General features: G+C 70.3%; 17 protein-coding genes. 6 read left to right on the top strand and 11 right to left on the bottom strand.

The genetic code is table 11. The features are described from left to right. Positions 1 to 17 precede the first annotated feature (17 nt). From A3G1_RS0132045 to A3G1_RS0132035, 3 genes are read left to right on the top strand one after another with little or no spacing between them, the layout of a single operon-like run. Positions 18 to 431: a DUF350 domain-containing protein gene (locus A3G1_RS0132045; protein ID WP_018353594.1), complete on the top strand. Its 414-nt coding sequence runs from the start codon at positions 18 to 20 to the stop codon at positions 429 to 431. A gap of 1 nt (position 432) precedes the next feature. Further along, positions 433 to 1,332 carry a hypothetical protein gene (locus A3G1_RS42025; protein ID WP_018353593.1) on the top strand — a complete coding sequence of 300 codons (900 nt, stop codon included), beginning with the start codon at positions 433 to 435 and terminating at the stop codon, positions 1,330 to 1,332. Continuing rightward, on the top strand, positions 1,329 to 2,861 hold the full coding sequence (locus A3G1_RS0132035) for a polyamine aminopropyltransferase (RefSeq protein ID WP_018353592.1): 1,533 nt from the start codon (positions 1,329 to 1,331) through the stop codon (positions 2,859 to 2,861). Before A3G1_RS42025 ends, A3G1_RS0132035 begins: the two co-directional genes overlap by 4 nt. Positions 2,862 to 2,874: 13 nt before the next feature. Here the strand turns inward: A3G1_RS0132035 and pspM are convergent, their stop codons facing one another. The 11 genes from pspM to thyX form a co-directional block, all read right to left on the bottom strand. Further along, a complete protein-coding gene (gene pspM, locus A3G1_RS0132030; RefSeq protein ID WP_018353591.1) occupies positions 2,875 to 3,636 on the bottom strand; it encodes a phage shock envelope stress response protein PspM in 762 nt (253 codons plus the stop codon). A 224-nt stretch (positions 3,637 to 3,860) separates the two neighbouring features. Further along, complete coding sequence (locus A3G1_RS0132025; RefSeq protein ID WP_026212731.1) at positions 3,861 to 4,712, bottom strand: PspA/IM30 family protein; 852 nt, start codon at positions 4,710 to 4,712, stop codon at positions 3,861 to 3,863. A 191-nt stretch (positions 4,713 to 4,903) separates the two neighbouring features. Further along, positions 4,904 to 5,695, bottom strand: coding sequence for a hypothetical protein (locus A3G1_RS0132020; RefSeq protein WP_018353589.1), 792 nt, complete (start codon positions 5,693 to 5,695; stop codon positions 4,904 to 4,906). Then, positions 5,695 to 7,533: a substrate-binding and VWA domain-containing protein gene (locus A3G1_RS0132015; protein ID WP_018353588.1), complete on the bottom strand. Its 1,839-nt coding sequence runs from the start codon at positions 7,531 to 7,533 to the stop codon at positions 5,695 to 5,697. Before A3G1_RS0132015 ends, A3G1_RS0132020 begins: the two co-directional genes overlap by 1 nt. Before the next feature lie 154 nt (positions 7,534 to 7,687). Then, the gene (locus A3G1_RS0132010; RefSeq protein WP_018353587.1) at positions 7,688 to 8,065 is read right to left on the bottom strand and encodes a helix-turn-helix domain-containing protein; all 378 of its coding nucleotides are present in this window, start codon (positions 8,063 to 8,065) and stop codon (positions 7,688 to 7,690) included. Between the two features lie 152 nt (positions 8,066 to 8,217). After that, complete coding sequence (gene pgsA, locus A3G1_RS0132005; protein WP_018353586.1) at positions 8,218 to 8,790, bottom strand: CDP-diacylglycerol--glycerol-3-phosphate 3-phosphatidyltransferase; 573 nt, start codon at positions 8,788 to 8,790, stop codon at positions 8,218 to 8,220. Further along, positions 8,787 to 10,244, bottom strand: coding sequence for a 30S ribosomal protein S12 methylthiotransferase RimO (gene rimO / locus A3G1_RS0132000; RefSeq protein ID WP_018353585.1), 1,458 nt, complete (start codon positions 10,242 to 10,244; stop codon positions 8,787 to 8,789). The genes pgsA and rimO overlap by 4 nt, the downstream gene beginning before the upstream one ends. A 110-nt stretch (positions 10,245 to 10,354) precedes the next feature. Then, positions 10,355 to 12,631, bottom strand: coding sequence for an FtsK/SpoIIIE family DNA translocase (locus tag A3G1_RS0131995; RefSeq protein WP_018353584.1), 2,277 nt, complete (start codon positions 12,629 to 12,631; stop codon positions 10,355 to 10,357). A gap of 265 nt (positions 12,632 to 12,896) precedes the next feature. Further along, positions 12,897 to 14,585, bottom strand: coding sequence for a ribonuclease J (locus A3G1_RS0131990; protein WP_018353583.1), 1,689 nt, complete (start codon positions 14,583 to 14,585; stop codon positions 12,897 to 12,899). Positions 14,586 to 14,607: 22 nt separating this feature from the next. After that, positions 14,608 to 15,504 (bottom strand): 4-hydroxy-tetrahydrodipicolinate synthase, encoded by an 897-nt coding sequence (gene dapA / locus A3G1_RS0131985; protein ID WP_018353582.1) that lies wholly within the window; start codon positions 15,502 to 15,504, stop codon positions 14,608 to 14,610. Between the two features lie 167 nt (positions 15,505 to 15,671). Further along, a complete protein-coding gene (gene thyX, locus A3G1_RS0131980; protein ID WP_018353581.1) occupies positions 15,672 to 16,421 on the bottom strand; it encodes an FAD-dependent thymidylate synthase in 750 nt (249 codons plus the stop codon). Between the two features lie 191 nt (positions 16,422 to 16,612). On the opposite strand from thyX, the gene A3G1_RS0131975 reads away from it, so the two are divergent. From A3G1_RS0131975 to A3G1_RS37855, 3 genes are all read left to right on the top strand, one after another. After that, positions 16,613 to 17,140, top strand: a complete 528-nt coding sequence (locus A3G1_RS0131975) for a toxin-antitoxin system HicB family antitoxin (protein ID WP_018353580.1) — start codon at positions 16,613 to 16,615, stop codon at positions 17,138 to 17,140. Positions 17,141 to 17,154: 14 nt separating this feature from the next. After that, on the top strand, positions 17,155 to 18,027 hold the full coding sequence (locus A3G1_RS0131970) for a DUF4097 family beta strand repeat-containing protein (protein WP_018353579.1): 873 nt from the start codon (positions 17,155 to 17,157) through the stop codon (positions 18,025 to 18,027). A 178-nt stretch (positions 18,028 to 18,205) separates the two neighbouring features. Next, on the top strand, positions 18,206 to 21,295 hold the full coding sequence (locus tag A3G1_RS37855) for a PQQ-dependent sugar dehydrogenase (RefSeq protein ID WP_425411418.1): 3,090 nt from the start codon (positions 18,206 to 18,208) through the stop codon (positions 21,293 to 21,295). Positions 21,296 to 21,339 lie beyond the last annotated feature (44 nt).

Below are 21,339 nucleotides of genomic sequence, written 5' to 3'. Positions count from 1 at the left end.
GAGGGACAGGGCAGACAATGGTCACCGAACTTCTGGTCACGCTCGCGTACAGCGCAGCAGGGGTGGCGCTGATGGCGGCCGGGTACGTGCTGGTCGACATCGCGACCCCCGGCAAGCTGCGGGAGCTGATCTGGGTGGAGCGCAACAGCAACGCGGCCATCCTGCTGTCGTCCGGCCTGCTGGGGGTCGGCACGATCGTCACCTCCGCGATCCTGGTCAGCGCCGACGACTTCACGAAGGGCATCACCGGCACCCTCGGGTACGGCGCGATCGGGCTGGTCATGATGACCCTCGCCTTCGTGCTGCTCGACCTGGCGACCCCCGGCAAGCTCGGCGAGATCCTGGCCGAGGACGAGCCACACCCCGCGGTGTGGGTGTCGGCCACGGTGCACGTCGCGATCGGCGCGATCATCGCCGCGGCGATCTCCTGACATGGCCGGAACACAGCGCGCGATTCTCGCCGCCCTCCTCGGCACGGCCGTCGGCGTCGTCCCGTTCATCGTCTACGGCATCGCGACCAGCGCCTCCGACGGGACGACCCTCGTCCAGCAGGGCGCGGAGTTCGAGAGCCAGGGCCGCGACGCGGTCATCAAGGAACTGGAGCGGGCCAGCGCCGCGCAGGGCATCTGCTACGGCTGGAAGCTCCAGTTCAGCAACAGCGGCGCCCGGACCTCGACGGACTCCGGTTCGAACCTCGGCTCGGTGACCAGGATCGACAATGACAAGGTCAAGTGCCCGAAGTGGGTCGAGCTGGACGCCAGCGTGACCTGGACCTCCGACTCCAGCGAGAGCGAGGACTACGGCAGCGTCACCATCCGCAACTCGCCTGGGCTCAAGGTTCCCTCGTACAACGAGCTGACCGCTGCGGGGATCACCAAGGAGTCGTTCATCGACGCCCCGGCGGAGGCGATGGCCTCGGCGATGCTGAAGCTGCCGCTGCTGATGACGGAGAAGGGCGCCACGCCGGTACCTGTGGTGTCGTCCACCCCGTCGACGCCGCTGCCCAAGATGACCTCGGCGGGCTCCGACCTGTGGCGGGACAACGTGGTCGCCTTCGCGTTCGCAGCCGGGTTCCTCGGCATGGCTGGCGGGCTCCTGATCGGCGGGTGGCGCGAGAAGGGCATCCAGGTACGCGAGGCCGCCATCAGGGCAGCAGAGGCCGAGCGGAAGGCAGCCCGGCAGGCAGCGACGAAGAAGAAGCAGCCCAAGGGCGGCGGCGGGCCGAAGACCCCTACGGCGAAGGGCGCGCCGAAGAAACCCGAGCCCACGCCGCCACCCGCAGCGGCAGAGCCGAAGCCCGAACCGCCAGCACAACCGGAAGCGCCCGCGTGAGAAGACTGTCCCGTACGGCCGTCCTGGCCACCGTGTTCGTCGTCGCAGCCTGCGGCCTGGTCTACGAGCTGGCCCTCGTGGCCCTCGGCTCGTACCTGATCGGCGACACGGTCGGCCAGGCGTCGATCGTGCTGGGCGTGATGGTCTTCGCGATGGGCGTCGGCGCGTTCGCCGTCAAGCCGCTCCAGAAGCACGCCGCCGGGGCGTTCGCGGCGGTGGAGATCGTGCTCGCCCTGCTCGGCGGGCTCAGTGTGCTCACGTTGTACGCGGCCTTCGCCTGGCTCGACCTGTACGTCCCGGCCCTGATCGCGGTGGCCTTCGTGCTCGGCCTGCTGATCGGGGCCGAGATCCCGCTGCTCATGGTCCTGCTCCAGAAGATCCGCAAGCAGGACGCCGGCGAGGCCGTGTCCGACCTGTTCGCCGCCGACTACGTGGGCGCGCTGCTCGGCGGGCTCGTGTTCCCGTTTCTGCTGCTGCCGGTGTTCGGGCTGATCCAGGGCGCGCTGGTCGTCGGCGCGCTCAACGCGCTGTGCGGGCTGGCGCTCGTGCTCGGCCTGTTCCGCACGGAGCTGGGCCGCCGGTCCCGCTGGGTGCTCACCGCGTCAGCCACGGCTGTCTTCGCGCTGCTCGGCTTCGTCTACACCGTCAGCGACAACTTCGAGACCACCGCCCAGCAGCAGCTCTACCGCGATCCGATCGTGCACTCCCAGCGCACCAAGTACCAGGACATCGTCATCACGAAGTCGGTCAGCCTGTCCGGCGCGGCCGACGTCCGGCTCTTCCTGAACGGTGACCTCCAGTTCAGCTCGGTCGACGAGTACCGGTACCACGAGGCGCTCGTGCATCCGGCGATGTCCGGCCCGCACGGCCGGGTACTGGTGCTCGGCGGGGGCGACGGGCTGGCGCTCCGGGAGGTCCTCAAGTACCCGGGGGTGCGGGCCGCGACGCTGGTCGAGCTGGACCCGGCCGTCATCGCGCTCGCCAAGGCCGAGCCGCTGATCCGGGACCTCAACGGCCAGTCCTTCAACGACCCGCGCGTGACGGTCGTCAACACCGACGCCTTCACCTGGCTCCGCGACGCGCCCCGGGGCTTCGACGTGGTGATCGCCGACCTGCCGGACCCGGACTCCACGGCGACGGCCAAGCTGTACTCGACAGAGTTCTACGGCCTGATCAAGCAGGTCCTCGCGCCCGGCGGCCGGCTGGTCGTCCAGTCGGGCTCGCCGTACTTCGCGCCGAAGTCCTTCTGGTGTATCGACGCGACCGTGCGGGCTGCCGGGCTGGTCACGACCCAGTACCACGCCGAGGTACCGTCCTTCGGGGACTGGGGCTTCGTCCTGGCCGGGGCCGGCGAGGCCCCAGGGCTCCGGCTGGCCGCCGACGCGCCACCCCGCCGCTACCTCGACGCGGAGACCCTGAGCGCGGCTTCCGTCTTCCCTGCCGACCGGCGCAGGCTGCCGATGGAACCCTCCACGCTCACTCACCCGCGGATCATCGACCTGGTCCGCGCCGAGTGGAAGAACTACTGATCGTCCGCTGTGGTCAGACGCGGCCGAGGTCGCGGGCCTCGGCCAGCCCCCGGGCGTACCCACGGAGCTTGTCGGCGGCGTCGTTCAGGCTGGAGCTGGCCGTGGTGCTGTGCGGGTGCGTCCGCCCGTCCTCGGCCACGTACTCGGCGGCGGCGGCGACCAGCCGCTCGTAGGCAGCGACCCCGTTACCGAGCTGGCCCAGCAGCTCGTCGCGCGCCGCGTCCAGCGAGGCGTGCGTGTCGGCCGGCGCGAACTGCCGGGCCTTCTCCACCCCGGCCGCCCGCTGGGCGAGATCCCACAGCAGGGCCTCGGCGGCTGCGGCCTCACTCACGATCGACTCGACCGGCCCGGCGAGGCGGCCAGCGAGGCCGGCCATCGTCGCGGAGGCCCGGTCGATCTGCCCCGCGGCCTCGGCCGCCACGGTCCCCCGCAGCTGCGCCTTCGACCGGTGCCTGCGGAGCTGGTCCACGGCGGCCTTGCCTGCCGGGTGCCGGGTCAGCATGCCGACGACCTTGGTGATCGGGTCGGCGGCCGGCAGGGCTGGCGGGGGCTCCTGGGCGTTCAGCACCCGGAAGTCCGACCAGCGCCAGAAGGCCAGCGCGACCGAGCCACCGGCCCCGGCGGCCCAAAACACGTCGGGCAGCCCGATCCCGTGGTACGGCAGGAGGACGGCCGTCGCCCCGGCCAGGGTCGCGCCGATCACGCTCCAGCGCCGGGCGGCACGACGGAGACGGCGGAGCCTGCGGAAGTGCTTGGCCCTCGGGTCGCCGCCCATGATGTGCCTCCGCTCAGTCGCTTGGGAAAACCGTATCCTGCCGGCCACCCTCACCGCGACCAGGGCTCAAGACCATCCACAGTAGACGAGCACTGTCCCGCTCTTGGTCTCACGCGAGGTGGCCCGCTGTGGACGTCGAGGCGAAGGCGACGGCCCTCCCGCATACCGGTGTTGTATGCGGGAGGGCCGTCAACGCGCGCATCGTCGTCCACAGCGGGTCGGCACTACCCTGCCGAGCTGTCCTTGTCCTTCGCCATGGAGGCGCGGATCTCGTCGAGGCGGGTCACGCCGGCGGTCTGCGACGGGCTCACGCTGCCGCTGATCGCCGGGGTCTCCGGGGCGGCAGCGAGCTTGTCGCCGGCCATCGAAGCCCGGATCTGGTCCAGCCGGGACTGACCCGCCATGTCCAGCGTGGACTTCTGCACCTCGAGCATCCGGCCCTCGACCGAGTTGGTCGCCAGCTCCGCGCGGCCGTGCGCGTTGGCGTAACGCCGCTCGATCTTCTCGCGGACCTCGTCCAGCGAAGGCGTGTTGCCCGGGGCGGCCAGAGAGCTCATCGACTCCAGCGAGGCGGCGATGGTCTCCTGCATCTTCGCCTGCTCCAGCTGGCTGAGCAGCTTCGTGCGCTCGGCGAGCTTCTGCTGGAGGATCATCGCGTTGTTCTCGACGGCCTTGCGGGCCTGCGCCGCGGCGGAGATCGCCGCGTCGTGCATGCCCTTGAGGTCCTCCATCGACTGCTCCTGCGCGACGAGCTGCGTCGCGAAGGCCTGCGCGGCATTCTCGTACTCGGTGGCCTTCGCCTCGTCGCCGGCGGCGCGCGACTTGTCGGCCAGCACGATGGCCTGCCGGGCGGAGGCCTGGAGCTTCTCGACCTCCGACATGGTCCGGTTCAGCTTCATCTCGAGCTGGCGCTGGTTACCGATCACAGCTGCGGCCTGCTGGACGAGCGCCTGGTGCTGGCGCTGCGCTTCCTCGATGGCTTGCTGGATCTGCACCTTCGGATCGGCATACTCGTCGATCTTGGCGCCGAACAGCGCCATCAGGTATCTCCAACCCTTGACGAACGGGCTAGCCATCTTCGTGGTCCCTTCCGCGGCAGAAATGCCGTCCCAGTCGTCCTTCTATGGTGGCAGGCCCTCGCCAGGTCGTCACGCCCCCTCTGGGAGGACGTGCCGGCCGGGCCGCTCGTCCTCAGGGAGGATGGGCCCCTGAGGGGAAAGCCCCGGTACCGGATCAGGGCTCCCCGCCAGGCACCCGGCGGGCCGTGTCAGCTACCCAGTGCGCCACGGGACAACTCCTCAGCGTCGGCAAGCCCGAGCCGCAAACCCTCAAGATCTTCAGTGAGCAAGCCTACTCTCGCGGCCGTGTCCCCACCGGCGTCTGACGCAGCCTGGAGCGTCGACAGCTCGGCGAGCCGTACGACGAGCCCCTCCAGCCCGGCCACCGTGGCCTGCATCTTCGCCAGCAGGGCCTCCGCCGCCGCCACCATGCGCTCCTGGGCGGCCAGCTGCTCCGTGACGGCTCGCAGGGTGCGCTCCCGCTCGGCGCGGAGCCCGGCCGGGCCGTTCTCCGCGTCGTGCTTGAGGCCCGCTGCCTCCCAGCGCAGGGCGTCGGAGTCGATCCGCCCGCTGGCCTCTTCGAGCAGCGTCACCTGCCCGGCGAACCGGACAAGGTCGGCCAGAACTCCTTCCGCGTTACCGCCGACGTCCCGGACCTGGGCCCGGAGCACCGGATCGGGCTCACCCTCGGCCTGGCTCCGCAACGCGGCAGCCGCAGCCTCCGCCCGGGCCAGCCAGGCCGCCGCCGGGCTGCCGTACGGCGGGCGGGGCAGGGCACGCGGCTCGTACCGGGGCGGGGCCGGGGCCTCCAGCTCCCTCGGGGCCATGAGCGCCCCGAGGCCGACCCGGACGCCGTACACGGTGACGCCGATGCCGAACCCGACCGGCAGGGCGAGCACTGCGGCCGGGGACAGGGCTGCCGTCACAGCGCCGCCCAGCCCGCCAGCCAGGACGGCCGTGAGGATGCCCCACGGTTCCGTGAGGTGGTCGGAGAGCCGCATCAGAAGTTGCTGAGCACGTTGATGAGGATCTTCTCGATGGTCGAGGCGTCACGGGCGTCGTACGCCGCGGCCCGGCTGGCCTGCGAGATCCGCTGGAGGACGGGGAAGTCGGCCTGCTCGCCGTACGCGATGGTGAACACCCGCACCGAGTTCTCCGCGCTGGCGTCGAGGTCGGTGAGGAGCCGGGGCAGGTCGTTGTCCTTCGGGTACTCGTTCTTGCCGTCCGTCAGCAGCACCACGGCGTTGATCCGGCTCGGGTCGGCCACGGTGAGGAGCTTCTGCTGGGCCGCGCGCGCCGTCGCGTACAGCGCGGTACCACCGGCGGGGCTCAGCCCCTTGATCGCCTGGACCAGCTTCTCCTTCACGTCCGAGACCTTCCCGATCGGGACGCGCTCGGTGTACGGCGTGGAAGCCCCGTTGACCTCCGTGCTGAAGGTCCACAGCCCGACCAGGTCGTCGGAGGCGAACATGTCGAGCGATCGCAGCGCCGACTCCTTGGCCAGTTCCAGGCGGGACTTGCCGCCGACGGCCAGGTCGGCCATCGAGCCGGACACGTCCAGCACGAGCAGGACCTGCGCCCGCTTCCGCAACTGGTCCCAGCCGGCGATGGCCTTGGTCAGCACCGGGGCCGGCGGCGTGTTCAGCGCGGTGAACGTCGCGCCGGGCAGCATCCCGTTCGCCTCGGTGATCACCGGGCCGGGCTTGCCGGTCGCGTCCCGGAAGCCGACGTCGGTGAACCGCTTCTGCTGGGCCGGCTCCTTCACGAAGGCCAGGAAGTCGGCGGCGCCGGCCTTCTGCTCGTCGCTCGCGGTCGACAGCGTCACGAACGGGCTGTCGGAGACGAGCGTGCCCTCCTTCGGGTAGATCGCGACCAGGGGCACCCGGGGCTTCGCGCCCTTGCCTGCCAGCTTCGGGTCACCGGTCGGGTTGCCCTGGTTGTAGTCGTAGACCGACTTCTCCTCGATCACGACGGCGCTCACGTAGCTGAGCCCCTTGCCCTTGGCGTCGGCATCCGCCAGATTCGCCAGGAAGGTGAGGGACGTGTCGCCATAGTGGACGACCGAGGACTCCAGCCCGCGCACGTACGAGATGACCTTCGGGTCGTCCAGGTCGGCCTCCGTCAGGTCGCTGGACCGGCCGGTGGCGGCGAAGTAGCTGGCGACGACGGAGCTGAGGCCCGTGGTCGAGTAGTGCGGGTTGGTCTTGCCGAGCTTGAAGCTGCCCCACTCGGGGTGCCCGGCCCCGCCCCAGCCCTGGTTGGCCAGGCCCAGCACGTCCGACCAGCCGATCGGCTTCGACGGCCAGCCCAGGGCCTCGGCCATCGGCTTCGGCATGGCCAGCACCAGCGGGGACTGGACGATGGACGGCTGGTTGCCCTGCGGCAGCACCGTGCCCTTGTCGCCCGTCGACACCTTCTGCCGGAGCACGCCCAGCCAGGCCGAGGAGGCCGGTGTCCACACGTGCGGGGCCGGCTGGCCCTCCCGGGTGGAGTCCCAGCCGCGGGCCAGGGCGTCCACAGTGGCGCCGGAAGCCATGCCGTACACATTGACGTCGACGCACTTGCCGCCGACCTTGCGGTTCGCCTTGTTGTACGCCTGCGCCAGCTGCTGCATCAGGGCGGACTTCTCCACCGAGGCGTTGACGTCGAGCGGGATGCACCCGTCACGGTGCCTGCCTTCGGCCGGGGTGTCGTCACCCGGCCTGAGCACGAGATACGTGACGATGATCGCCAGCACGCCGACCACCGCGGTGATCAGCAGGGGCAGGTGGTTACGCCGCGGCGAGGGGTGCGCCGGGTAGGACACAGTGGCCTCCGAGGGGGCGAGGAGTACCTGCAAAGTGTGGCAGACCCCTGCGACATCCTGGGGTCCCGCCGGCCACGTTGTATCCCGCTGGCCGGCAGCTATCGGAAAGCCGACTCAAAGCCGGACAGACACACCGTCCACCCGGGACAGGGCAAGGCTCAGGGAACAGGCCGAGGGAGGGAAGTGATCAGGCGGCGCGGAGGTGGGCGACGCTGCGCTCGATCGGCGTGGACGCCTTCGCCGTGCTGCTCTGCTTGCCGGCGGTCTTGGCCGGCTGGGCACCGATCGTGAGGGCCTGGGAGCCGACGGCCTGCAGGACCGGCGTGCGCTCCTCCGTCACGGCCAGCGTGTCGCTGACCTCGCGCAGGACCTGGGACAACGGCACGTCCAGCGCCTCGCAGATGGAGGCGAGGAGCTCGCTGGAGGCTTCCTTCTGGCCGCGCTCGATCTCCGAGAGGTAGCCAAGGCTCACGTTCGCCCCGGTGGACACCTCGCGCAGGGTGCGGTGCTGGGAAAGCCGCCGCGACCGCAGCGTGTCGCCGATCACACGACGCAGCAGGACCATCGCCACACTCCTTCCCCAAGCCGGCCAGTGGTCATGGCAACTTCACCAACCGCTGTCACCGTACATCGTCAAACCCTTACCGGCACATACCCCGACCGTTGCCGACTCCAACGCTCCTGGCGCGGGAGTATTCCGGCGGGCGGCAGGAATTCTCAGGCGCGGGTGCTCCGGCGGAGCGCCAGGGCCCGGAACACGTAGTCCAGCCCGGTCACCGCCGTCACGACCACGGCTGCGGCCATCAGCCACGGGCCGACCCCGGCCAGGCCCGCCGGGAAGGGCCACAGGTACCACGCGATGGCGGCGATCTGGAGCATTGTCTTGATCTTGCCACCACGGCTGGCGGCCATCACGCCGTGCCTGAGCACCCAGAACCGGATGAGCGTCACGCCGAGCTCACGGGCCAGCACCAGTCCCGTTACCCACCAGGGCAGCACCGCGAACCAGGACAGCAGGACCAGCGCCGTGCCGGTCAGCGCCTTGTCGGCGATCGGGTCGGCGACCTTGCCGAACGCCGTGACCAGGCCCCACGTGCGCGCGATCCAGCCGTCGGCGAAGTCGGTCAGCGAGGCCACGCCGAACACCACGCACGCGGCGATCCGCAGCGAGGAGTCCGTCATCTCCGACATGACCGTGAGCACGGCGAACACCGGCACCAGCACCAGGCGGAGCACGGTGAGCGCATTCGCCGGATTGCGCACCGGCACGCGCTTCACGGCCGCCTTCACGGGCGTGCGCGGTCGATGACCTCGACCGGCTGGGCCACCAGATCCACTCCTCCGCACGCCGTCACCGTAGCCCGGACCAGGTCTCCCTGGCGAAGGTCGCCGGAGATCCCGCCGGTCAGGGTGGTCGAGCCGTCGACCTCCGGAGCCTGGTGGGCGGCGCGGCCCTCGACTTCTCCTTCGTCCACCCGGTCGACCATGACCTCGACGGTCGTGCCGATCCGCTCCTCGGCGCGCTGGGCCGTCAGCTCCTCGGCCAGCTCGCTGATCTTCGAGTACCGGCGGCGGATCGTGTCCTGGCGGACCTTGCCGGGCAGGGTGGCGGCCTCGGTGCCGTCCTCATCGGAGTACGAGAAGACGCCGACCGCGTCGAGGCGGGCGCCGGTCAGGAAACGCTCCAGCTCGGCGACGTCGGCCTTGGTCTCGCCGGGGAAGCCGACGATCACGTTGGTACGGGCGCCGGCCTCCGGGGCCAGGTCACGGATGCTCCGCATCAGCTCCAGGAACCGGTCGGTCGAGCCGAACCGGCGCATCCGGCGCAGCACGGGCTCCGAGGAGTGCTGGAAGGACAGGTCGAAGTACGGGGCGACGCCCGGCGTGGTCGCGATCGCCTCGACCAGCGAGGGCCGCATCTCGGCCGGCTGGAGGTAGCTGGCGCGGACCCTGACGATGCCGGAGATCGAGGCGAGCTGCGGGAGGAGCTTCTCCAGCAGCCGGGGGTCGCCGAGGTCCTTGCCGTAGGACGAGGAATTCTCGCTGACCAGCACCAGCTCCCGCACGCCCTGCCCGGCCAGCCACTCGGCCTCGGCCAGCAGCTCGTCGGGCGTGCGCGAGACGAAAGCGCCGCGGAAGGACGGGATCGCGCAGAAGCTGCACCGCCGGTCGCAGCCGGACGCGAGCTTGAGCGAGGCGACCGGGCCGGACTCGAGCCGGCGGCGGAGGGTCTGGCGCAGGTGGGCCGGGGTGGCCTCGTCGACGATGGCGTGGCCGGGGATGACCGGCTTGGCCTTCTGCCGCTCGACCGGCGTGATCGGCAGCAGCGTGCGCCGGTCGCGCGGGGTGTGCGCCTCGTGCTCCTCGCCTGCCAGCAGCGAGTCGAGCTTGCCGGAGATGTCCGGGTAGTCGTCGAAGCTGAGCACCGCGGCCTCTGGCAGCGCGTCGGCGAGCTGGTTGCCATACCGCTCGGCCATGCACCCGGCCGCCACGATCTTGGCTCCGGTGTCGGAGGCGGCGAGCAGGGTGTCGATCGACTCCTGCTTGGCCGAGGCCACGAACCCGCACGTGTTGACCATGACCACGTCGGCCCGCTCGCCGTCCGTGGTGACCTCCCAGCCGCCGGCGGCCAGTCGGCCGGCCAGCTCCTCGGAGTCGACCTCGTTACGGGCGCAGCCCAGGGTCAGCAGGGCGACCCGCCGGCCGGGGGCAGGCGTGACTGGGGTGGATGCAGGTGCGGACACCCGCCGAGTCTATCGGCACCGGGTGACAGTTCCCGGGGCGCTGTGCGCGAACTCGCGCGCCTGTCAGCGGCCCGACTATAAGATTCGGGCAAAAGTGCACGAATAACGCATCACTCCGCGCGGATCGCCTCCAGTACACCGTCGAGTTCGTCGGGCTTGATCAGCACCTCCCGGGCCTTCGAACCCTCCGATGGGCCCACGACCCCGCGCTGTTCCATCAGGTCCATCAGGCGGCCGGCCTTGGCGAAACCGACCCGGAGCTTGCGCTGGAGCATCGACGTCGAGCCGAACTGCGAGGTGACCACCAGCTCGGCGGCCTGGACCAGCAGCTCCAGGTCCTCGCCGATGTCCTCCTCCGGCTTCTTCTTCGCCGCGGGGGCCGCCACGACCTCCTCCCGGTACTCGGGGTCGCGCTGTTCCTTGCAGAACTTCACCACGGCGTGGATCTCGGACTCGTCGACCCACGCGCCCTGGATCCGGATCGGCTTGCTCGCGCCCATCGGCAGGAACAGCGCGTCGCCTCGGCCGATCAGCTTCTCCGCGCCCGGCTGGTCGAGGATGACCCGCGAGTCGGCCAGCGAGGACGTGGCGAAGGCCAGCCGGGAGGGCACGTTGGCCTTGATCAGGCCGGTGACCACGTCGACGGAGGGGCGCTGGGTCGCCAGGACGAGATGGATGCCCGCGGCCCGGGCGAGCTGGGTGATCCGGACGACGGCGTCCTCGACGTCGCGCGGGGCGACCATCATGAGGTCGGCCAGCTCGTCGACGATCACCAGCAGGTACGGGTACGGGCGCATGACGCGCTCGCTGCCCGGCGGCGCCTTGATCTGCCCGTTGCGGACCTTGCGGTTGAAGTCGTCGACGTGCCGGACGCCGTTGGCCGCGAGGTCGTCGTAGCGCATGTCCATCTCGTTGACCACCCACTGCAAGGCGTCGGAGGCCTTCTTCGGGTTGGTCACGATCGGGGTCACCAGGTGCGGGATGCCCTCGTAGCTGGTCAGCTCGACCCGCTTGGGGTCGATGAGCAGCAGGCGCACCTCGTCGGGCGTCGCGCGGGACAGGATCGACACGAGCAGCGCGTTGATGCAGCTGGACTTGCCGGCCCCGGTCGCGCCGGCCACCAGGATGTGCGGCATCTTCGCGAGGTTCGCGACGACGAAGCCGCCCTCGATGTCCTTGCCGAGCGCGGTGAGCATCGGGTGGTGGTCGGCGGTCGCGGCGCGGGAGCGCAGCACGTCGCCGAGCGAGACGTTCTCCCGGTCGGAGTTGGGGATCTCGATGCCGACCGCGCTCTTGCCGGGGATCGGGCTGATGATCCGGACGTCCGGGCTCTTCACGGCGTACGCGATGTTCCGCGAGAGCTGCGTGATCCGCTCGACCTTCACGCCGGGGCCGAGTTCGACCTCGTAGCGGGTCACTGTCGGGCCGCGCGTGAAGCCCGTGACCATCGCGTCCACGTTGAACTGCTCGAACACGCCGGTCAGTGAGGCGATGACGTCGTCGTTGGCCTTGCTGCGGCTCTTGGGAGCCTCGCCCTTGCCGAGCAGGTCCGGCGGGGGCAGCTTGTAGTCGCCCTCGGCGCCGGTCAGGGCCAGCTGCTCCGCGCGGGTCGGCGGGGCCGAGTGCTCGGGAGCCTTGCGCGCGGTGGGCAGCCGCTTGGCCGGCGGGTCCGCGACGACCTCGATGACCTCGGTGTCCCGGTCGTCGTCCGGATCCGACGGGGCGACCAGTGCCGCCTGGCGGCGGCGGGACGGGCGGCGGCGCTTGAGTTCCGGCTCCTCCTCGTCGCCGGAGTCCTCGTCGTCGAAGTCCTCAGTGGAGGGTGCGCGGCCGAGGGCGATGTCCCACAGCCTGGCGACCCGCTCCGGAATGCGGTTCAGCGGGGTGGCCGTGATGACGAGCAGGCCGAAGAGGAGGAAGAGCAGCAGGAGCGGTACGGCGACCCAGCCGGTCACCGCGGCCTTGAGCAGGCCGCCGAAGCCGCGGCCGAGCATGCCGCCGGCGTAGTCCTGCTGCGGGACGGTCTCCGGGCTGCCGATCACGTGCAGCAGGCCGGCCACGGAGGTGATCAGGGCACCCCAGCCGACGACGCCCCGGCCCCGGTGCTCGGGGTCGGGGACGTTGCGCATCACGCGGAAGGCGCCCCACGCCAGGAGCACGGGCAACGCCGCCGACACGGCGCCGACGCACCAGCGCACAGCGCCGGCCAGCCATGCGCCCACCGGCCCGGCAGCGTCGAACCAGACCGCGACGGCGAGCACGAGCGCGAGCCCCAGCAGGAGGAGACCGCCGCCGTCCCTGCGGTGCTCCGGATCGAGTTCCTTGGCCGTGGCCGCCTTCCTTCCCAGACCCCGTGCTACCCAGCCGACCGCGTGCGCCCCGCCCATCCACAGGCCACCGATGGCCTTGCCGACGGGCTTGAGTGCCCCGCCCTTCGCCGCTGCGGGCTTCGGGGCGGGTGCGGGGCGAGGCTTGGGCGATGGTGTACGAGCCGGGGTGCGCGAGCCAGCCGCACGCTGGCTAGTCGTGCGGCTGCGGCTCGGTGTGGCGCGACCCGGCATGCTCACACGGTAGCGGCCCGGCGTGTCTCCGCGTGGCATCGCCTCGCCGATCTTGCACGCCGGGCCGCATATCCGAGCACCTTTGTCCGGTTTAGACCTCGAGAACCGTCGGGACGATCATCGGCCGGCGCCGGTACTTGTCGTTCACCCAGCGGCCCACCGTCCTGCGGAGGATCTGCTGGAGCTGGTGCGGATCGGTGATCCCGTCGGCGGCAGCCCGGTCGAGCGCCTCCTCGACCAGCGGCAGCACGGCGTTGAAGGCCGAGGGGTCCTCCGAGAAGCCCTTCGCCGACACCGTCGGGCCGCCGACCACCTTGCCGGTCACCGAGTCGACGACCACGGTGGCCGAGATGAACCCGCCGTCGCCCAGCATCTTGCGCTCGGTCAGCAGGCTCTCGCCCACGTCGCCGACGGCGAGACCGTCCACATAGACGTACCGGGACTTGACGTGGCCGACGACGCGGGCGTGGCCCTCGACCAGGTCCACGACGTCGCCGTCCTCGCAGAGCACGACCCGGTCGGCCGGTACGCCGCTCTGGATGGCGAGGCGGGCGTGGGCGCGCAGGTGACGCCACTCGCCGTGCACGGGCATGACGTTGCGGGGCTTGACCGTGTTGAGCAGGTACAGCAGCTCGCCGGCCGGGGCGTGGCCGGAGACGTGCACCTTGGCGACGTCCTTGTGGACGACCGTGGCGCCGGCCCGGGCGAGCTGGTTGATGACGCGGTACACGGCGGTCTCGTTGCCCGGTACGAGCGAGGAGGCCAGGACGATCGTGTCGCCCGGCTCGATGGTGATGTGCCGGTGGTCGCCGGTGGCCATCCGGCCCAGCGCGCTCATCGGCTCGCCCTGGGAGCCGGTGGACATCAGCACGACCTCGTCCGGGCGCAGGTCCCGGACCTCCTCCATCGGCACGACCAGGCCGTGCGGGATCTGGAGCAGGCCGAGGTCGCGGGCGATGCCCATGTTGCGGACCATCGACCGCCCGATGAAGATCACCTTCCGGCCGTGCGAGCGGGCCGAGTCGAGGACCTGCTGCACCCGGTGCACGTGCGAGGCGAAGGACGCGACGATGATCCGGCCCTTGGCGTCCCGGAAGATGCTGTCCAGCACCGGGCCGATCTGCCGCTCAGGCGCGACGAACCCGGGGACCTCCGCGTTTGTGGAGTCCGACAGGAGCAGGTCGACGCCCTCGCTGCCGAGCCGGGCCATGCCGGCCAGGTCGGTGATCCGGCCGTCCAGCGGGAGCTGGTCCATCTTGAAGTCGCCGGTGTGCAGGACGGTGCCGGCCCCGGTCTTGATCGCCACGGCCAGCGCGTCCGGGATGGAGTGGTTGACCGCGAAGAACTCGCACTCGAACGGGCCGAGCCGCTCGGTCTGGCCCTCGGCGACCATCAGCTCGTACGGCGTGATCCGCCGCTCGGCCAGCTTCGCCTCGACGAGCGCCAGGGTGAACTTCGAGCCGACCAGCGGGATGTCCGGCTTGTGGGCCAGCAGGTACGGCACGGCGCCGATGTGGTCCTCGTGCCCGTGGGTGAGCACGATGGCCTGCACGTCGGCCAGCCGGGGCAGGATCGACGTGAAGTCCGGCAGGATCAGGTCGACGCCTGGCTGGTCGACATCGGGGAACAGAACGCCGCAGTCCACGATCAGCAGCTTGCCGTCGTACTCGAAGACGGTCATGTTCCGCCCGATCGCGCCGAGCCCGCCCAGCGGGGTGACCCGCAGGCCTCCCTTGGGCAGCGGGGGTGGCGGACCCGGCTCCGCGTGCGCTTCGGTCACAGTCTCTCTCCTGATTCGGTTGTCATAGGGCAAGGCCAGCGGCGGCGTAGTCCGCGCGCAGCGTGGCCACTTCCTCCTCTGTGGCGTCGACCAGGGGGGAACGGACCGGGCCTGCTGGCAGGCCGAGCGCGTTCATGGCCGCCTTCACCAGGATCGTGCCCGATGTGCGGAAAATGCCGGTGAACGCCGGCAACAACTGCTGGTGGAGGCGGAGCGCTCCGGCGTGGTCGCCGCGCTCGTACGCCTCGATCATCGACTTCATGCCCACCCCGGTGAGGTGGGTCGAGGTGCCGACCACGCCCACGCCACCGACCGCCAGAAGCGGCAGGGTGAGTGCGTCGTCCCCGGAATAGTAGGCCAGATCGGTCCGCTGGAGCACCCAGGAACTCGCGACGAGGTCGCCCTTGGCGTCCTTCACGGCCACGATGCGCGGGTGCTCGGCCAGCCTGACCATCGTCTCGGTCTCGATCGGGATGCCGGCCCGGCCCGGGATGTCGTACGCCATGACGGGCAGCCCCGTGGCGTCCGCGACCGTCCGGAAGTGCTGGAGCACGCCCGACTGCGGCGGCTTGTTGTAGTACGGGGTGACCACGAGCAGCCCGTGCGCCCCGGCCTTCTCGGCCTGGCGCGCCAGCTCGGCGGTGTGCGAGGTGTTGTTGGTACCCACGCCGGCGACGATCTTCGCCCGGTCGCCCACGGCCTCCGCCACGGCCTGGACCAGCCGCTGCTTCTCGTCGTCGGAGGTCGTCGGGCTCTCGCCGGTGGTGCCGTTGATGACCAGTGCGTCGTTGTGCTGCTGATCGACCAGGTAGGCAGCGAGTTCCTGGGCTCCGGTCAGGTTGAGGGAGCCGTCGGCGTGGAGCGGTGACACCATCGCCGTGAGCAGGCGGCCGAAGGGGTGGGTCTGGGCCTTGGTCATGCCACAAACCTAGCTGATCGACGCCCGCCGTTCCGGCTGAGCGCCGAAAGCACTGTGTACGGCGTGGCCGGTCAAGGTGTGAGCCCCGTGCCGCACCAGTCGGGGGTCCGGAACGCCACGGGGCTCGTCATGTCATCGGCACAGGCGCGCCGGTTGTTACACGGTCGCTACGCGGCCTCGAAGGGGCTGGCCGCGACCTCGGTACCGTCGGCGAGCGCGGTGATCTCGAAGTCGGCGAAGATGTTCGGCGCCTTGCCCTTGAGCTGCTTGAGTACCTCGATCGCCAGGGCGCGGATCTCGATGTCGGCGTGCTCGGTCGCGCGCATCGCGATGAAGTGGCGCCACGCGCGGTAGTTGCCGGTGACGATGATCCGGGTCTCGGTCGCGTTCGGGAGGATCGCGCGGGCGGCCTGGCGGGCCTGCTTGCGGCGCAGGGTCGCGTTGTCGACGTCGGCGAACTTCTTCTCGAGGCCCTCGAGCAGCTCGGTGTACGCCTGGATGGTGGCCTCGGTCGCCGCGAGGAACTTGGCGTGCAGCTCGGGGTCGGAGGCGATGACCTCCGGCTCGACCATCGCGGCGTCACGCTCGGGCACGTACCGCTGGGAGAGCTGGCTGTAGGAGAAGTGCCGGTGCCGGATCAGCTCGTGGGTGAGCGAACGCGAGATCCCGGTGAAGTAGAAGGAGACCGATCCGTGCTCGATGACCGACTGGTGGTTGATCTCCAGGATGTGGTGCAGGTACCCAGCGTTCGTCGCGGTGCGCGGGTTCGGCTTGGACCACGACTGGTAGCAGGCCCGGCCGGCGAACTCGGCCAGCGCCTCGCCGCCCTCGGCGTCGGTGGACCACGGCACGTCCGCCGGCGGCTCGAAGTGCGTCCAGGCGATCAGCTGCACCTTCGGCGGGACAATTGCGGTCATGTCGGGCCCTCCCACGATATAGATCCGTCGGGCAGCCTAGCCGGTACGGTCCGTTCGGGGACACGCCGGCTTCCTCCGGGCCAGCGTAATGCCAGGTCAGCAGCGAGCGGCGTGCTACAAAGCACAGTGACGCCAGCCGGTGATGCCAATCAGGCATTGCATGACGGCAGAGATGATGTCATGATGACGTCATGGAACTGAACCCGTATCTGGAATCGCTTCGCCGGGACCTGGCCGCAGCCGCAGCCCCGGCCGGCGAGGAGGCCGCCCGGGTCGCCGAGCTCCTGGGCAGCTCCCTCGAGGCCTCGGCGCGCCTGGCACTGCTGGAGGCGCTGTCCGACGCCGCAGCCGAGATCACCACCCACCTGAACAACACCAGCGTCGAGGTCCGGATGCGCGGCCGGGACGCCGACATCGTGGTCACCGAGAGCTACCCGGCTCCCCCGGTGCCGCCAATGCCTCCCGTACCGCCGGCGCCGCCGGCCCCGCCCGGCATGCCTGAGGCCCCCGACTCCGGCGACATCTCCCGGATCACTCTCCGGCTGCCCGAGCACCTCAAGCAGGCCGTCGAGCGTGCGGCAGGCTCCGAGGGCATCTCGGTGAACGCGTGGCTGGTCCGCGCGATCGCGCTGTCGGTGCAGACCCCCGGCCAGCCGCCCTTCCCGCCTTCCGCCCACGTCCGTTACGGCCGCCGGGTCACCGGCTTCGCCCAGGCTTAGGAGAGAGCACCCCCATGTTCCAGACCCCTGTGTACGAGTTCCCCGCCGCCGGCCCGGTCGACGCGAAGATCCGGGTGCGCGCTGGCTCGCTCACCGTCCACGCAGAGGACCGGCCGGACGTGCACGTCACCGTGAAGCCGCGCGAGAACAACGAGGCCTGCCAGGAGGCCGCTGCGCAGACGAAGGTCCACTTCAGCGGTTCGGCGCTGGTCATCGAGACGCCGGAGTCGGCCAAGAAGATCACCTTCGGCTTCAACCGGAGCAAGAACCTCGACATCGTCGTGCGCATGCCCCTCGACGGGCAGGTCAACGTCAAGACCGCCTCGGCGGACGCCGAGCTGCTCGGGCGGTACGCCTCGGTCAACGTCGACGCCGCGAGTGGCGACCTGCGGGTCGAGGAGTGCACCGGCGACGTGGTGATCGACACCGCGAGCGGCGACGTGCACGCCCAGCAGATCGGCGGCGACCTGCGGATGAAGTCGGCCTCCGGCGACCTGCGCACCGGCAGGGTCACCGGCGATGTCCGGGCCAACGCTGCCAGCGGTGACATCACGCTGGGCGAGATCTCCGGCTCGGTCGAGGTGGACACCGCCAGCGGCGACGTGAAGATCGCGGCGGTCGGCGCCTCGGCGAAGGTCGGCACGGCCTCTGGCGAGATCGGCATCGGCCGGATCAGCAACGGCCGGGCCCGCTTCACCACGGCCTCCGGCGACATCAAGGTCGGCGTGGTGGCCGGGACGTCCGTCTGGCTGGATCTGTCCACTATGAGCGGCCGGACCCGCTCCGACCTGGCGATGGGCCAGACCCCGGTCGAGCCGACCGGCGCGCAGCTGACCCTGGAGGCGCGCAGCGCCAGCGGCGAGATCACCGTGTACCGCGCCGAGTAGTTCTCCAGCGTCACGACTGGGCCGTCTCCCTCCGGGAGGCGGCCCAAAACATTTACATCCGACAAGTCCGGCCTTTATGGATTCGGCATCGGCCGTTCTACTAGACTTTCCGGCAGCCGGTGTAGCTTTATTGACACGGGTTTCTTGTTGTACCTACAGGCTCGTAGCATCGGAAGTTATGTCGATGCCACGTCGGGCTTTCCTGGCGACCGTCTCCCTCCTGGGTGCACTCACCGCCATTATCGGTTTACCGGTTGACGCAACGCCTGGTCAAGCCGCAACTCTGCCGGCCGGGTTCCAGGAGCAAATCGTCTTCAGCGGGCTCAACAAGCCCACTAATCTCGTCTTCTCGCCCGACGGCCGGATATTCGTGGCCGAAAAGGGCGGAGTCATCAAAGTATTCGACTCGCTGACCGACACGGCACCCGACGTATTCGCCGACCTGTCGACGAACACGCACGACTACACCGACCGTGGCCTGCTCGGCATGGCCCTGCCGCCGAACTTCCCGGCGAACCCGTACGTGTACGTGCTGTACTCCTTCGACGCTCCGATCGGCGGCACCGCCCCGACCTGGGGCGACGGCTGCGCCAACCCGCCGGGTACCAAGGACGGATGCGTGATCAGCGGCAGGCTGTCCCGGCTCCAGGCGAGCGGCAACCACATGACCGGTACCGAGCAGGTGCTGCTCAACGACTGGTGCCAGCAGTTCTTCACGCACTCGGTCGGCAGCGTCGAGTTCGGACCGGACGGCGCGCTGTACGTGTCCGGCGGCGACGGGGCCAGCCCGACGTGGGTGGACTACGGCCAGGCCGGGTACCCGGCGAAGAACCCGTGCGGCGACTACCCGACCGGGGTCGGCGGCGAGCAGACCCCGCCGAACGCCGCCGGTGGCGCGCTGCGCAGCCAGTCGCCGCGGGTGGCCGGGCGCACGCACACCTCGCTCGACGGCACGATCATCCGGATCGACCCGAACACGGCGGCCCCGCTGCCCACCAACCCCTGGTACGCGACCGGGCAGGACGAGAACACCAAGCGGATCGTGGCCTACGGGCTGCGCAACCCCTACCGGCTGGCCTTCCGGCCCGGTACCTCGGAGATCTGGGCCGGCGACGTCGGCTGGCGGACGTTCGAGGAGATCAACCGGGTGGTCAACCCGCTGGCGGCCACCCCGCAGAACTTCGGCTGGCCGTGTTACGAGGGCGACAACGGCGGGCAGCGCAAGCAGGGCGGCTACCGGGCTGCCGGGCTCAGCCTGTGCGAGACGCTCTACGCCGACCCGAACCTGACGTCCGCCCCGCACTTCGCCTACCACCACGCGGACGCGGTCGCCGCCGGTGACGGCTGCGCGATCGACGGCTCCTCGCCGACCGGGCTCGCGTTCGCGCCGGAGAACGGGCCTTACCCCGCCAGGTACAAGAAAAGCTTGTTCTTCGCCGACTACGCCCGCAACTGCATCTGGGCGATGCTGCCCGGGGCGGACGGCGTGCCGGACCGCACCAAGGTGGAGCTGTTCGACGGCGGCGCCTCCAGCCCGACCGACCTGGCGATCGGCCCGGACGGCGAGCTGTACTACACCGACATCACCGGCGGCACGGTCCGGCGGATCAAGTACTTCGCCGGCAACCAGCCCCCGCAGGCCAAGGCGAGTGGCACCCCCACCGCCGGCACGGCCCCGCTGACCGTGCAGTTCAGCGGCGCGGAGTCGAGTGACCCGGACGCTGGCGACGCCCTCAGCTACGCCTGGGACTTCCAGAACGACGGCACTGTCGACGCGACCACGCAGCAGGCCAGCTTCACGTACACGAGTAACGGCACTTTCAACGCGAAGCTGACCGTGACCGACTCGCAGGGCCAGTCGAACAGCACGCTGGTGCCGATCTCGGTCGGCGTCGGGGCTCCCGTCCCGGCGATCACCAGCCCAGCGGCCTCCCTGACCTGGGCCGTTGATGACCAGATCACGTTCGGCGGCGGCGCGAACAGCCCGCACGAGGGCGCACTGCCCGCCAGCGCGCTCAAGTGGGAACTCAAGCTGGAGCACTGCGTCGACGACACGAGCTGCCACACCCACTCGATGCAGACCTGGAACGGCGTGGCGGGCGGCTCGTTCTCGGCTCCCGACCACGACTACCCGTCCCACCTGGAACTGGAACTGACCGCCACCGACTCCGGCGGCCGGACCGCCAAGACCTCGGTGGCGTTGCAGCCGAAGACAGCCAAGTTGAGCTTCGCGGCGAACCAGCCGGGCCTGACCCTGACGACGCCGTACGGCACGGACGCCGCGCCGTTCAGCCAGACGGTGATCGCGGGCTCGGCCAACACGATCAGCGCGCCGAGCCCCCAGGTGGTCAACGGGGTGACGTACACGTTCCAGAGCTGGTCGGATGGCGGCGCGCAGACACATGTCGTCAACTCCACTGTGGACAAGACGTACACGGCGACGTACGTGGCTGGCAGTACGGCGGCCGGGCTGTCGGGCATCGCGACGATCGGCGGGCGGCCGCTGCCTGGCGCGACGGTGACCCTGACCCCGGGTAACCGGACCACGACGACGTCGGCGACCGGGGCCTACTCGTTCTCGGACGTGACACCCGGGAACTACGGCGTGACGGCGGCGCTCGGCCTCGGCCGGTGCGTCGTACCGCACACCGCCTCGGTGACCGTGGGCGGGCCGACGACGCTGAACCTGCCGCTGAGCGGGCTCACGGACTCGGCCGGGTACAGCTGCGTGGACTCCACGGCCAGCGCCTACATCCCCGGCACGACCGTGACCGGGCTGACCGGTGACGACGCGACGACGCAGATCAGCCTGCCGTTCAGCTTCCCGTTCTACGGCCAGAACCACACCAGCGCCTGGGTCGACACGAACGGCATGCTGTCCTTCACCTCGATGCCGTCCGCCGTGATCCAGCGCGGGGCGATCCCCTCGGCCGCCAACCCGAACAACGGGATCTACCCGTTCTGGGCCGACCTGAAGATGGACACGGCGTCGAGCCTGCGGACGGGCATGTCGGGCGGGAACTTCGTCATCGACTGGAACAACGTCCACATCTACGGCTACAAGTCCTACCGGCTGAACTTCGCGGTGATCCTCTCGCCGAACGGCGACATCCGGTTCAACTACCAGTACCTGGACGCGCGGGCCAGCGAGCAGGGCGGGTCGTCCACTGTGGGCATCGAGAACTCCGACGGGACGGTGGCACTGCAGTACTCGTTCCAGCAGACGGTGCTGAGGGACACGATCTCGGTGCTGTTCCGCCGGACGTGAGCTGACTGAAACAGCACGAAGCCCCCAGGCCAGCTCGGCCTGGG

Origin of the sequence: Longispora albida DSM 44784 (genome assembly GCF_000379825.1) — a bacterium.
Lineage (GTDB): Bacteria > Actinomycetota > Actinomycetes > Mycobacteriales > Micromonosporaceae > Longispora > Longispora albida.
This window is presented reverse-complemented; position numbering and strand designations above follow the sequence as displayed.

What these genes read in the sequence shown, in the direction of transcription:
- A3G1_RS0132010 (WP_018353587.1), bottom strand. Translation starts at nt 8,065, where the DNA reads ATGGTCCTGCTGCGTCGTGTGATCGGCGACACGCTGCGGTCGCGGCGG.
- A3G1_RS0132025 (WP_026212731.1), bottom strand. Translation starts at nt 4,712, where the DNA reads ATGGCTAGCCCGTTCGTCAAGGGTTGGAGATACCTGATGGCGCTGTTC.
- A3G1_RS0131995 (WP_018353584.1), bottom strand. Translation starts at nt 12,631, where the DNA reads ATGGGCGGGGCGCACGCGGTCGGCTGGGTAGCACGGGGTCTGGGAAGG.
- A3G1_RS37855 (WP_425411418.1), top strand. Translation starts at nt 18,206, where the DNA reads ATGTCGATGCCACGTCGGGCTTTCCTGGCGACCGTCTCCCTCCTGGGT.
- A3G1_RS0132020 (WP_018353589.1), bottom strand. Translation starts at nt 5,695, where the DNA reads ATGCGGCTCTCCGACCACCTCACGGAACCGTGGGGCATCCTCACGGCC.
- dapA (WP_018353582.1), bottom strand. Translation starts at nt 15,504, where the DNA reads ATGACCAAGGCCCAGACCCACCCCTTCGGCCGCCTGCTCACGGCGATG.
- A3G1_RS0131970 (WP_018353579.1), top strand. Translation starts at nt 17,155, where the DNA reads ATGTTCCAGACCCCTGTGTACGAGTTCCCCGCCGCCGGCCCGGTCGAC.
- A3G1_RS0132045 (WP_018353594.1), top strand. Translation starts at nt 18, where the DNA reads ATGGTCACCGAACTTCTGGTCACGCTCGCGTACAGCGCAGCAGGGGTG.
- thyX (WP_018353581.1), bottom strand. Translation starts at nt 16,421, where the DNA reads ATGACCGCAATTGTCCCGCCGAAGGTGCAGCTGATCGCCTGGACGCAC.
- pspM (WP_018353591.1), bottom strand. Translation starts at nt 3,636, where the DNA reads ATGGGCGGCGACCCGAGGGCCAAGCACTTCCGCAGGCTCCGCCGTCTC.
- A3G1_RS42025 (WP_018353593.1), top strand. Translation starts at nt 433, where the DNA reads ATGGCCGGAACACAGCGCGCGATTCTCGCCGCCCTCCTCGGCACGGCC.
- A3G1_RS0131975 (WP_018353580.1), top strand. Translation starts at nt 16,613, where the DNA reads ATGGAACTGAACCCGTATCTGGAATCGCTTCGCCGGGACCTGGCCGCA.